11 protein-coding genes and 1 pseudogene are annotated in these 11,928 nt (G+C 34.2%); 3 read left to right on the top strand and 9 right to left on the bottom strand.

What is annotated here, in order from left to right; translation table 11 throughout:
* Positions 1–84: 84 nt before the first annotated feature.
* The 7 genes and pseudogenes from ACM55I_RS08215 to trmD form a co-directional block, all read right to left on the bottom strand.
* Positions 85–777 (bottom strand): thiamine diphosphokinase, encoded by a 693-nt coding sequence (locus ACM55I_RS08215; protein ID WP_416846283.1) that lies wholly within the window; start codon positions 775–777, stop codon positions 85–87.
* Between the two features lie 131 nt (positions 778–908).
* On the bottom strand, positions 909–1,730 hold the full coding sequence (locus ACM55I_RS08210) for a DUF4249 domain-containing protein (RefSeq protein WP_416846282.1): 822 nt from the start codon (positions 1,728–1,730) through the stop codon (positions 909–911).
* 5 nt (positions 1,731–1,735) lie between these two features.
* Positions 1,736–4,111 carry a TonB-dependent receptor gene (locus tag ACM55I_RS08205; protein WP_416846281.1) on the bottom strand — a complete coding sequence of 792 codons (2,376 nt, stop codon included), beginning with the start codon at positions 4,109–4,111 and terminating at the stop codon, positions 1,736–1,738.
* A 141-nt stretch (positions 4,112–4,252) separates the two neighbouring features.
* The gene (locus tag ACM55I_RS08200) at positions 4,253–6,493 is read right to left on the bottom strand and encodes an NADP-dependent isocitrate dehydrogenase (protein WP_416846280.1); all 2,241 of its coding nucleotides are present in this window, start codon (positions 6,491–6,493) and stop codon (positions 4,253–4,255) included.
* Between the two features lie 269 nt (positions 6,494–6,762).
* On the bottom strand, positions 6,763–7,113 hold the full coding sequence (gene rplS / locus ACM55I_RS08195; protein ID WP_035673785.1) for a 50S ribosomal protein L19: 351 nt from the start codon (positions 7,111–7,113) through the stop codon (positions 6,763–6,765).
* Between the two features lie 154 nt (positions 7,114–7,267).
* A pseudogene (locus ACM55I_RS08190) lies at positions 7,268–7,636 on the bottom strand (four helix bundle protein).
* Positions 7,637–7,771: 135 nt separating this feature from the next.
* Positions 7,772–8,449, bottom strand: a complete 678-nt coding sequence (trmD, locus tag ACM55I_RS08185) for a tRNA (guanosine(37)-N1)-methyltransferase TrmD (RefSeq protein ID WP_416846279.1) — start codon at positions 8,447–8,449, stop codon at positions 7,772–7,774.
* A 398-nt stretch (positions 8,450–8,847) separates the two neighbouring features.
* Here trmD and ACM55I_RS08180 point away from each other — a divergent pair, with 398 nt between their 5' ends.
* Positions 8,848–9,780, top strand: coding sequence for a peptidylprolyl isomerase (locus ACM55I_RS08180; protein WP_416846278.1), 933 nt, complete (start codon positions 8,848–8,850; stop codon positions 9,778–9,780).
* An 85-nt stretch (positions 9,781–9,865) separates the two neighbouring features.
* Positions 9,866–10,165: a cytochrome c family protein gene (locus ACM55I_RS08175; RefSeq protein ID WP_416846277.1), complete on the top strand. Its 300-nt coding sequence runs from the start codon at positions 9,866–9,868 to the stop codon at positions 10,163–10,165.
* A 61-nt stretch (positions 10,166–10,226) separates the two neighbouring features.
* Here ACM55I_RS08175 and ACM55I_RS08170 read toward each other — a convergent pair whose 3' ends face one another.
* Positions 10,227–10,781, bottom strand: a complete 555-nt coding sequence (locus ACM55I_RS08170) for a thioredoxin family protein (protein ID WP_416846276.1) — start codon at positions 10,779–10,781, stop codon at positions 10,227–10,229.
* A gap of 173 nt (positions 10,782–10,954) precedes the next feature.
* Between ACM55I_RS08170 and ACM55I_RS08165 the strand changes: the two genes are divergently transcribed.
* Complete coding sequence (locus ACM55I_RS08165; protein ID WP_416846275.1) at positions 10,955–11,290, top strand: tRNA-binding protein; 336 nt, start codon at positions 10,955–10,957, stop codon at positions 11,288–11,290.
* A gap of 5 nt (positions 11,291–11,295) precedes the next feature.
* Here the strand turns inward: ACM55I_RS08165 and ACM55I_RS08160 are convergent, their stop codons facing one another.
* Positions 11,296–11,844 (bottom strand): RBBP9/YdeN family alpha/beta hydrolase, encoded by a 549-nt coding sequence (locus ACM55I_RS08160; RefSeq protein WP_416846274.1) that lies wholly within the window; start codon positions 11,842–11,844, stop codon positions 11,296–11,298.
* Positions 11,845–11,928: the final 84 nt, after the last annotated feature.

Raw genomic sequence — 11,928 nt, 5'->3', positions numbered from 1 at the left:
ATAATTAAAATGAGAACCTATAAAACAAAAAACAGTAGTAAACCGGAGCTTACTACTGTTTAAAAATTGTACTTTTATTTTTTATTAATCCTGTATCGTTTTTTCAGGACTAGACAAATCCATACATTCCATCATCAATAAATCGCCTGCACTGTGCTCAATTGTGACGATGCCATCTTTTATGACATGATTGCTGCTTCCTGTTCTATATCCAATGGTTAGGCTGTCGTCTTTTAAAGTATAAAATAAATTGTCAGAATGAATTCCGGTAACATGTCCAATTGGTATTAGCGAAATGGGAGTATTTGCGGTGTACCATTTTTCGAATTTGTTTGGCAACAAAAATATTTTCGAATGGTCGTCTAAAATCACAATTTTCAATAGATTTCTATATCGAACTATATTGGTAAGATTGGTAATCGTATGATCGGCTCTTCTTCCTGTTGCCCAAACGACATTTACAGCTGGGATTTTTCGGTGAATTAAATAATCAAAAGCTTTTTCTAAATCGGTTTTATTTTGGTCCGGAGTATGGATAATTTCAATAGGATACTGAGAAGTTTGATATTGTTCCGGATCAAATCCTCTATCAAAATCCCCTAAAAGAACATCCACTTTTATGTCTAATTCCATGACTCTTTCCATGGCCGAATCCAATACAATTACTAGAGGAGACCATTCTAACAATTGTCCTAATAATTCTGAATTACAAGCTGCGCCATTGGCAATTATTAAAGCCGGTTCTTGGTCGTCGCGAACGATGTGATGTGAGGACATGAAGATTTTTGATTTAGGAATTTTGAATTTAGATTTCAGATTCTAAATTTGTTGTAAATGTATGAAAAATCTAAAATCTAAAATCGTTAATCTGCAATGTAAAATCCGTTGCTATCTGGATTGACTCCTAATTATTCAATAGTATAGTTTTTAATGTCAACTTCGCTAAGCGAAAAATAACCCAAAGGATAATTTGTTGGATTTGTGGTGTTGATTATATTTCCTCTTACCGTTGCGGGAGGGGATTGAAACGGACTTCCGCCATTATTCCCTGCGATACTTACTAAAACGTTGAGGTAATTGTAGTAGGATTTTGAAATTCCGTAGTGGCTGATTTGGATTAAATCACCGGTTTTTAAATCCTCATTTTGGGAAATACTGAAGAATTTATTTCCATCAAAAAACTCATCTAGGTCTACGTAAAAATTAGATTTAATCTGATTAGAATAGATATATTTGTACAAATAATAATTAGGTTCGTTAGCTGGATCCGTATAATAGGATTTGATTTCTATATCCTTACCAGTAAAACCTCCTTCGTTATTTTGAATGATTTCAGTTATTGGCGCTACTGATTTTAATGTTTCTGTAGCTGTGTACGTTGCGCCGTCACTAATAACGGTTAATGTGTACGATCCATTTAGGACAGGAATGAAATTATTGCAAAAGTATTCTCCTTTATTAGCCGATTCGATAAAACTAAAAATGATATTTGAACTGTTTTTAATAGTGACAGTGGCCCCAGAAACTTTAGGAATCACACTGCTGTAATAATCAGTGGTTGTGGTTAATTTTATTTTTTGTTGATTTCCATCGGTTCCTTTTTTCCAATTTAGGGATGCCTCAATAACCAGTTTTGGTGGTGCTGTGTTTAGATCTATTGGAACAACATCTTGGCAACTGCTAAAAAAAAATGCTGCTAAAATGCCAAAAAGGAGTGTTATTTTTCTCATAATAATTAAAATTTGAAGTTATAACTCACTGCAGGAACTACTCCGAAAATCGACGTTTTTACGGCCTCATTAGTACCGGTATCTATATTTTGTCTAAAATTGATTGAAGCGGCATTTTTTCGGTTATACAAATTGTAAATGCTGAAAACCCATTCTTCCTTCCAGTTTCGGTCGCTATTTTTGCGTGGCGTCAATGTTGCAGCAATATCGAGATGATGATAAGCCGGCAGTCGGTTTTCGTTTCTCAATCCATAACTAGGAACGGTTATTCCTAAGTATTCATATTGCCCATTCGGATAGGTTACAGGCTGTCCGGTTTGTAACGCAAAATTAGCTCCAAAAGACCATTTTTCGTTTAAATTATAGGAACTGGTAATCGCAATATTATGTAATTTATCATAAACAGAGTTGTACCAATTTCCATTATTGATTCCTGTTTCAATTGGCGTTCTTCCAGGTGTTTGTTGTTCGGATTTAGATAAAGTATAGGAAATCCAACCGTTAAATTTGCCTTCGTTTTTACGGAACATAATTTCCAAGCCGTAAGATCTTAATTCTCCATTTAGAATCACTTGTTCGATTGCTTTATTTGCAATTAGATTTGCACCGTCAATATAATCTAATCTATTTTTTACTTTTTTATAATAGGTTTCTACTTCCAAAGAATAAATTCCATCTTTTAAGTTTTCAAAGTATCCCAAAGCCACTTGGTCTGCAATTTGAGGTTTTATAAAATTATCACTAGGCGTCCACACGTCAAGCGGAGTAGGAGAAGACGTATTGGAAATTAATTGTAAATATTGCACCATTCTGTTGTAGCTTGCTTTTACAGATTGACTGTCATTGATTTGATAGGCCAAAGAAAAGCGGGGTTCCAGATTATTGAAGCTTTCAATTGCTTTGTTTTTTCCATAGAATTTTGTTCCTAAAGGAGTGGCTTTTTCATAAATGTGTAAATCCGGATTGAAGGTTACAGGATTGTTATCAGCATAAATATTTACGGTAGATTGCCCTAAACGGTAAAATATACTGTAACGAAGCCCATAAGAAAGAGAGATTTTATTCAAAATTTCCTGGTCCGCATTCATATATAAAGCGGGTTCGAATGCGTATTTTTTATCCAATTGATCAAAATTAATTCCAGAATTTAAATCAGAAGGTCTGATGGTTCCCGGATTAAAATCATAATAAATAGCGCTTACGCCATAATTCAATTTGAATTTATTAGAAATGTAATTTTTGAAATCGTATTTAATATTATAATTCTTGATGCCAGAATCCCATTTGAAACCTACAAAATCCAAATCCAATCCATAGTAATAGTCGCTGTAGATTAACGATAAATTCGAAAATAATTTATCTGAAAATAAATGATTCCACCGTAAGTTTAAAGTGGAGTTTCCGTAAATATTGGTAAAGCTTTTGTTTAGGCTAAAAACATCTCTTCCAAAATATCCGGATAAATATAAGTTGTTATTTGGGGTCAATTTATAACTCAACTTGGTATTTAAATCATAAAAATAAGCGGAGTTGTTTTTTTGATCTTTGGATAGTTTCAAGAATAAATGGGCATACGAACTTCGTCCTCCAATAAGGAAGGAACCTTTGTCTTTTACTATTGGTCCTTCGGCCAAAATTCTACTGGATATTAATCCGATTCCACCATTGACATGAAATCCATTACTGTTACCGTCTTTTTGATAAATGTCCAAAACCGAAGAAGCTCTTCCTCCAAAACGAGCCGGGATTCCACCCTTGTATAGCTTTAAATACTTTATCGCATCAGGATTGAAAACGGAGAAAAAACCAAAAACATGGGAGGAGTTAAAGATGGTTGCTTCGTCCAAAAGAATTAAATTTTGGTCAGCACCACCGCCGCGAACATTAAAACCAGATGCGCCTTCACCGGCATTAGTAACTCCAGGAAGTAATAAAATAGATTTGAGAACATCCACTTCGCCAAGTACAACCGGCATTTTCTTAATAGCCGAAATAGAAAGTTTATTGACACTCATCTCTGGTTTCCGAATATCAGTTTTAGTATCAATAATGACTACTTCTTTTAAAGCGGTTTCATTACTCAATAATTTAAAATTATTCCTTATGTTTTGGTTTAGATTTATAGATTTCTCAATAGTTTGATATCCTAAATAGGTGATTTGAACGCTGTAATTTCCTTTTGGTACAGTAATAGAATAAAAGCCATATTCATTGGTTGTTACACCAGTTTTTAATTCTGGGATAACAATGTTTACGCCAATTAATGTTTCATTGCTATTGGCATCAATAATAGTTCCGCTAAGTGTGAATTTATTTTGAGAGAAGGAAGAAATAGAGGCTAATAATACAACAAGAAAGGGAATAATTTTCTTTATAATCATTGTTTAAATTTTCTAAATGAAGAAATACAAATTTCACTAAACAGAATATTAATTGGCCTATAACAATTGTTAAGGTATTGCTAAGATAAAAAAAAAGACGACCGTTTCCAGTCGTCTTTTGTACTATATGAAATTATTTTATTAAGCGATTTTTGCAGGAACAGCAATCCTATCTAAAATAGTATTGAATGTTTCGCTTGGACGCATTGCTTTTTCAGTCAATTCAGGATTTGGTTGGTAATGACCACCAATAGCTTGAGGTTTCCCTTGTGCTCCAATTAACTCTGTATTGATTTTTGCTTCGTTTGCTGCAAATGCTGTTGCAATAGGAGTAAAGATAGCTTTCAATTCGGCATTTTTATCTTGTGCTGCTAATGCTTCTGCCCAATACATTGCCAAGTAAAAATGAGAACCACGGTTGTCAATTTCGCCAATTTTACGAGCCGGGGATTTATCATTAGCTAAGAATTTCTCTGTAGCTACATCAAGAGTTTCTGCTAAAATAATTGCTTTAGAATTGTTTAATGTTTGTCCTAAGTGTTCTAATGAAGCGCCTAAAGCTAAGAACTCACCTAGAGAATCCCAACGTAAATAACCTTCTTGTGTAAATTGCTCCACATGTTTAGGAGCTGATCCACCAGCACCAGTTTCAAACAAACCTCCACCATTCATCAATGGAACGATAGATAACATTTTAGCGGATGTTCCTACTTCCAAAATAGGGAATAAGTCAGTTAAGTAATCACGCAATACGTTTCCTGTTACAGAAATAGTATCGAGTCCTTTAATGATTCTTTCTAATGTGAAGTCAGTTGCTTTAATAGGATTAAGGATGCGAATGTCTAAAGCTGTTGTATCGTAATCTTTTAAATATTTGGTTACTTTTGAGATTAACTCTCTATCATGTGCTCTGTTTTCATCTAACCAAAAAACGGCTGGAGTATTGGATAAACGAGCTCTGTTTACCGCTAATTTAACCCAGTCTTGAATCGGAGCATCTTTTGCCTGACACATTCTGAAAATGTCTTTTGCTTCAACGGCTTGTTCCATTAAAACGTTTCCATTAGTATCTACAACACGAACAACGCCGTCTGCATTCATTTGGAATGTTTTGTCATGAGAACCATATTCTTCTGCTTTTTGTGCCATCAAACCTACGTTTGGTACACTTCCCATAGTTGTTGGGTCAAAAGCACCGTGTTTTTTACAAAAATCAATAGTCGCTGTGTAAATTCCTGCGTAAGATCGGTCTGGAATAATCGCAATGGTATCTTGTTGTTTTCCGTCCTTATTATACATTTGTCCCGAAGTACGAATCATAGCTGGCATAGAAGCATCCACAATCACATCCGAAGGAACGTGAAGATTGGTAATTCCTTTTTCAGAATTTACCATAGCCAAGGCAGGGCCGTTTTCGATCGCTTGATTTATGGCAGCTTCCACTTCTGCTTGCATAGAGTTTCCTGCAATTTTTGCATACACGTCACCTAAACCATTTCTGGTGTCAATATTTAATTCATTGAATAAAGCAGCGTATTTTTCGAAAACAGCAGCGAAATAAACTTCTACTATAGCTCCAAAAATAATTGGATCAGAAACTTTCATCATCGTAGCTTTCAGGTGAACTGAAAGTAAAACGTTTTGTTCTTTAGCTTCTTTGATTGTTTTAGCAACAAAACTTTTCAAAGCATTCAAGTTCATAACAGAACTATCGATTATTTCTCCTGCTTTTAATGGAGTGCTTGCTTTCAAAATAGTAGTTGAACCATCTTTACCAACAAATTCTATTTTTACATCAGTAGCATCAGCAACTGTGATTGATTTTTCACTTCCGTAAAAATCGCCGCTTTCCATAGAAGCTACTTGTGTTTTTGAGTCAGATGTCCAAGCTCCCATTGAATGTGGGTTTGCTTTAGCGTAATTTTTAACTGCTTTAGGAGCTCTACGATCCGAGTTTCCTTCACGTAAAACTGGATTTACGGCAGAACCTAAAATTTTAGAATATTTAGCTTTGATTGTTTTCTCCGTTTCGTTTTGCGGTTCTTCCGGGAAGTTTGGCAAATTATAACCATGAGATTGTAATTCAGCAATTGCCGCTTTTAATTGAGGAACAGATGCCGAAACATTTGGTAATTTTATAATGTTTGCTTCTGGAGTTGTAGCTAATTGTCCAAGTTCTAATAAAGCATCTCCTGTTTTTTGATCTTCATTCAAAAATTCAGGAAAGTTTGCTAAAATTCTTCCGGCTAAAGAGATATCTCTAGTTTCAATTTCAATGTCAGAAGTTGATGTAAATGCTTGTACAATAGGTAGAAATGAATAGGTTGCCAACAAAGGCGCTTCATCAGTAAGGGTGTAAAAAATTTTTGATTTCTGTGTCATTTTTGTATTTTTATAATCAAATCACGGTTAAATGTAGCTTAAATAAGGTCTTTCACTTGAAATAAGGCGGACAAATATATGAAAATCAGATGTAATAGCAGGCGCATTTTATATAGAAAAACACGAATTTTTAGATTACTAACTTGTTATTCTTAATTTGTTAGTTTTATAGGTTCTATAATCCTAAATTAGGAATTTATGAGGGAAAAAATTAGCAAAAAAAAAGTCCCAACATTGTTGGGACTTTTTTATAGTAAAGAGATAGTTGACTATCTTCTTTTGTCTTTAATTTTAGCTTTTTTACCAGTAAGTTCTCTAAAGTAGAAAATTCTAGCTCTACGAACTGCACCTTTTTTGTTGATTTCAATTTTTTGTAAAGCTGGTAAGTTTACTGGGAAGATACGCTCAACTCCAATTGCACCTGACATTTTACGAATTGTAAAAGTTTCTGTATTAGCAGAACCTCTTCTTTGAATAACAACTCCTTTAAAAAACTGTGTTCTAGTTTTTTCACCCTCTCTAATTTCGTAGTAAACTGTGATAGTATCACCAGCTCCAAAAACAGGAAAATCTTTTCTAGCTACTAATTCGTCTTGAACGAATTTCATTAAATCTGCCATGATAATTTTTTAATTATGGTTTTTATTAAATCAACATTCACGGATCTCGCCAGAGGTTAACCTAATGTGGGCGCAAAAATACAACTTTTGTTTTAATTTACAACTTTTTTAGTAATCAGTTTTCAGTCTCAGTATATTTGGATTAAAAGAGCGACTAGATTTTACATCCAAATTTCTCAGGGTTATTAATCATATAATTAATTAGTCTTCCAATTTCAATAGTTTTGTTATTCAAATCATTATAGGTTTCAATATTTATATATTCGCATTTTAGAGAAAATTCCAGCCAGACATTTGTTTCCGAATTTTCAGCATCACTATCAGTTAATTTGCTGATGAAATGATTAACATAACGTCTTTTTCTATATGCTTCTGCAATGTTTGCGGAAACACTTCTAGAAGAACGTCGCATTTGATCTGTGAGTGAATATTTTTCTTCTTTTGGAAACGATTTCGATACCATGAAAATGTCCATTGCTAATTGAAACGACTTTTGAAATGCTAATAATTATTTAAAATCCATATTGATTGTATTTAAATTTTTAGTCCCAGTTTTCAGTCTCAGTTTTTAGAGATCACAAATTGTGTTTTGAAAACTGCGACTGAATTTTTTTTATTCATTCCTAATATACTGAAAACTGCGACTGAAAACTGAAAATTATTCCTCCAGTAAATCCGGTCTTCTATTCTTAGTATGTTCATAGGCCATATCTTCACGCCATTTATCAATTTTGGCAAAATTTCCGCTGGTCAAAACATCAGGAACTTTCCATCCGTTATAATCAGCAGGTCTTGTGTAAATAGGTCCTGACAATAATCCATCTTGAAAACTATCAGTCAATGCTGAGGTTTCATCACTTAAAACACCCGGAATCAATCGGATTAACGCATCCGATAAAACCAAAGCTCCTAATTCACCTCCACTTAAAACATAATCACCAATCGAGATTTCCTTTGTAATGAAATGGTCTCGTACCCGTTGATCCACACCTTTATAATGACCGCAAAGGATAATAATATTTTCATACATCGACATCGTGTTCGCCATTTTTTGGTTCAGGGTTACCCCGTCCGGCGACATATAAATGATTTCATCGTAGGTTCTCTCACTTTTCAAATGCGTAATGCAAGCATCAATGGGCTGTACAGTCATCACCATTCCGGCACCACCGCCATAAGGGTAATCATCTACACTTTTCTGCCTGTTGGTCGTGTAATCCCGTAGATTATGAAAATAGACTTCCACCAATCCTTTATCGATGGCACGTTTCATAATTGAAGCCTCAAATGGACTTCGCAATAATTCTGGGAGAACAGTTACAATATCAATGCGCATAATTTCTTTTCTAAGTTTTAAAGCGCAAAGGTACAAAGTTTTTGAGATTCAAAATTTCCCAAATAAACGAATAGCCAAATAAGCGATTAATCTTTTCTTCAGGAGCTATTTCTGGCTATTCGTTGCGATCTTTCCAGTCCTGAATTGTTCAGAATCCTGAAACAAATTCAGGACTAGAAAGGATTTTCACTGAACTCCTATGAAGATAGAAATTAAGTGAAGTAATCTGGGCTAGGGTTTAGTGGAATTTGAAGGTTTTAAAGAAGGTATTATGTTTGAAGTGTTTTCTAAATTACATTCCTGTTGAATCCTCAAACTTTCAAATAATCAAATCAAGGCCTCGATTCCTTTTTAAAATTAATTTCGTAAATTTGCTCTTCAATAAAAATTATACAAAAATGGAAAACGGAATATATGCTAAATTCAACACCACAAGAGGTGCTATTTTAGTAAAACTAGAGCACGAATTAACACCAGGAACAGTTGGGAACTTCGTAGGATTGGCGGAAGGAAACTTAGAAAATAAAGTAAAACCACAAGGGGTTAAATTTTATGACGGATTAAAATTTCACAGAGTAATTCCTGATTTCATGATTCAAGGTGGTTGTCCGCAAGGAACAGGAACTGGAGATCCAGGGTATAAATTTGACGATGAATTTCACCCAAGTTTGAAACACAACCGTCCGGGAGTTTTGGCTATGGCTAATTCTGGACCTGGAACAAACGGTTCTCAATTTTACATTACACACATTCCAACAGAATGGTTGGATAACAAACATACTGTTTTTGGCCATGTTGTAGAAGGTCAGGATGTTGTTGATGCAGTTGCTCAAGGAGATGTTTTGGAATCTTTAGAAATTATCAGAGAAGGAGAAGAAGCTAAAAATTGGAATGCAATTGAAGCTTTTATCACTTTCAAAGGTTCACGTAACAAACGTGATGCCGCTTTAAAAGCAGATGCTGAAGAAGCTATGGAAAAACTAGCAGCTGGTTTTGAAAAAACAGAAAGTGGTTTGCGTTACCAATTCATTCAAAGAGGTGAAGGTAAAAAAGCAGAAAATGGAAAAACAGTTTCGGTACATTATACAGGACAACTTCCAGACGGTAAAGTTTTTGACAGTTCATATCCTCGTAAAAAACCAATCGAATTTCCATTAGGAAAAGGAAATGTTATTGAAGGTTGGGATGAAGGAATTGCCTTGTTGCGTGTAGGTGATAAAGCACGTTTCGTGATTCCATCTCATTTAGGGTATGGATCTCGTGGGGCTGGAGGAGCAATTCCGCCAAATGCTACTTTGATTTTTGACGTAGAATTAATGGACGTAAAATAGTCTTTACTCTCATATAAAATTTAAAACCCAATAAACTTTATTGTTATTGGGTTTTTTTTATATTTGTTATTCTAAAGAACTAATTATGAAATCAAAAATAGTAGCAGTAGCAGCACTTGCAGTAGTTTTATTTTCGTGCGCTTCTAAAACGGTGGCGGTACAAACGGCTCCAACAGAAGCAGCGAAAACAACCATACTTTCACCAGAACTGGTTGAAGGAAAAAATTTATATGAAAATAGTTGTGCCAGATGCCATAAATTGTATGCTCCAACTGCATATAGTAAGGAAAATTGGCAGCCAATCTTAACAAGAATGCAGGTAAAAGCGCATCTTGACGATGTTAAAATGGTAAGTATTTCAAATTATATATCTTCTCAATTGTAATATTTTTATACTATAAAAAAAGTATGTTGGAGAAAGTCAACATACTTTTTTTAAATTAGATTTATTTCCATTTTATATTACAACCAATACTTGGTTTTTGATTCGGATTAATTATTCGATTGTAAATCACACCATCAATAGCACCCCGCAAATCATTGCCACTAAGCGGAATCCCATTTCCTGGTCGGCTGTCGTCCAACTGGCCGCGATACACTAATTTATTTTGGTTGTCAAACAGGAAAAAATCTGGAGTGCATGCCGCATCGTATACTTTAGCAACCTCTTGTGTCTCGTCGTATAAATAAGGAAATTCCATTTTGTTTTCGAAAGCAAATTCAGTCATCAGTTCCGGTGAATCTTGAGGATATAGTGAAATATCATTACTTGAAATAGCGATTATCCCAATTCCCTGAACCCGATAATCATTAGCAATCATTACGATTTCTTCAATGACATGGCGTACAAATGAACAGTGATTACAGATGAATAACACTAAGGTGCCTTTTTCACCTTTTAAATTTGCAAAAGAAAACAATTCATTAGAATTAGTATCTTTCAAATGAAATTCAGGAGCAACAGTACCAAGCGGAATCATTTTTGAAGCAGTTTTTGACATTTATGTTTTTTTTGATTTAAGTTTTAAAAACGCTCTTTTTAAAAGATGTGAAGTGTTTTTTTTGATTTTAAACTTTAAAGTTATGAAAAAAGGATTGTTTGTAAACAGAAAATAGTAAATTTCGTTTGTAAAATAGTGTCATTGAAAATTGACTTTAAAACGAAAATAAATTTATGGAATTAACTTGGTCTGAATTTGAAAGAGTAGAAATGCATGTGGGAACTATCTTAGAAGTGAATGATTTTCCCGAAGCTAGAAAACCCGCCTATCAGTTAACAATAGATTTTGGTTCTGCAATCGGAATTAGAAAAACATCAGCGCAAATAACGAAACGCTACCAAAAGGAAGAATTGAAAAACCGACAAATTGTTGCTGTGGTCAATTTTCCTAAAAAACAAATTGGAAAATTCATGAGCGAATGCTTGGTCTTAGGAGCAGTGGGCGATGAAGGAGATGTTATTCTACTGGCTCCCGATTTTAAAATTGAAAATGGATTGCGAATCGGGTGATAAAATTAATTATTAATTTTATCAATTAATTGTTGCAATAGCATTTGTCCCTCTTCCCAAAATTCGAGATTTGATTCGGAATTGATATGTCCTTTTTGACCAATATTTATAAAATCACTTCCCCACATTTTAGCGAAATATTCGGCTCTTTGTACAGATATGTACGGATCATTTTCACTGCTCACTACTATGGAAGGGAAATCTAATTTAGATAATGGTATTGGTGAAAAGTTCCAAATTTTCTCTGGTGTATGCTCAGGGGAATCAACATCTGCAGGCGCAACCAGTAAAGCACCAATTATGTTAGGATTACTATTTACAGAAGCCCAATGCATTACTAAGGAAACTGCAAGACTGTGTGCAACCAAAATAGTGGGCTTATCCAGTTTTAGTATCGCTTCGTTTAGTTTTGAAAACCAATCCTCGCATTGAGGTTCGTCCCAATTTTTTTGAATTACCTTAGTAGCATTTTTATATTTTTTGAGCCAGTAGCTTTGCCAATGGTTTTCTCCTGAATCACCCAAGCCTGGGATGATTAATAATTTTATTTCCATTCTGAATATATAACTAATAGTAGTTCATCTAAAAAAGCGTTAGTGTTTAGAAGAATTATTTTATGGAATAAAAATATGCAATTT

It is taken from the genome of Flavobacterium algoris (genome assembly GCF_048158525.1).
Lineage (GTDB): Bacteria > Bacteroidota > Bacteroidia > Flavobacteriales > Flavobacteriaceae > Flavobacterium > Flavobacterium algoris.
This window is presented reverse-complemented; position numbering and strand designations above follow the sequence as displayed.

Excerpts from the sequence above, each read along its gene's own strand:
- trmD (WP_416846279.1), bottom strand. The coding sequence starts at position 8,449 with ATGCGCATTGATATTGTAACTGTTCTCCCAGAATTATTGCGAAGTCCA.
- ACM55I_RS08200 (WP_416846280.1), bottom strand. The coding sequence starts at position 6,493 with ATGACACAGAAATCAAAAATTTTTTACACCCTTACTGATGAAGCGCCT.
- ACM55I_RS08215 (WP_416846283.1), bottom strand. The coding sequence starts at position 777 with ATGTCCTCACATCACATCGTTCGCGACGACCAAGAACCGGCTTTAATA.
- rplS (WP_035673785.1), bottom strand. The coding sequence starts at position 7,113 with ATGGCAGATTTAATGAAATTCGTTCAAGACGAATTAGTAGCTAGAAAA.
- ACM55I_RS08210 (WP_416846282.1), bottom strand. The coding sequence starts at position 1,730 with ATGAGAAAAATAACACTCCTTTTTGGCATTTTAGCAGCATTTTTTTTT.
- ACM55I_RS08175 (WP_416846277.1), top strand. The coding sequence starts at position 9,866 with ATGAAATCAAAAATAGTAGCAGTAGCAGCACTTGCAGTAGTTTTATTT.
- ACM55I_RS08170 (WP_416846276.1), bottom strand. The coding sequence starts at position 10,781 with ATGTCAAAAACTGCTTCAAAAATGATTCCGCTTGGTACTGTTGCTCCT.
- ACM55I_RS08205 (WP_416846281.1), bottom strand. The coding sequence starts at position 4,111 with ATGATTATAAAGAAAATTATTCCCTTTCTTGTTGTATTATTAGCCTCT.
- ACM55I_RS08165 (WP_416846275.1), top strand. The coding sequence starts at position 10,955 with ATGGAATTAACTTGGTCTGAATTTGAAAGAGTAGAAATGCATGTGGGA.
- ACM55I_RS08180 (WP_416846278.1), top strand. The coding sequence starts at position 8,848 with ATGGAAAACGGAATATATGCTAAATTCAACACCACAAGAGGTGCTATT.
- ACM55I_RS08160 (WP_416846274.1), bottom strand. The coding sequence starts at position 11,844 with ATGGAAATAAAATTATTAATCATCCCAGGCTTGGGTGATTCAGGAGAA.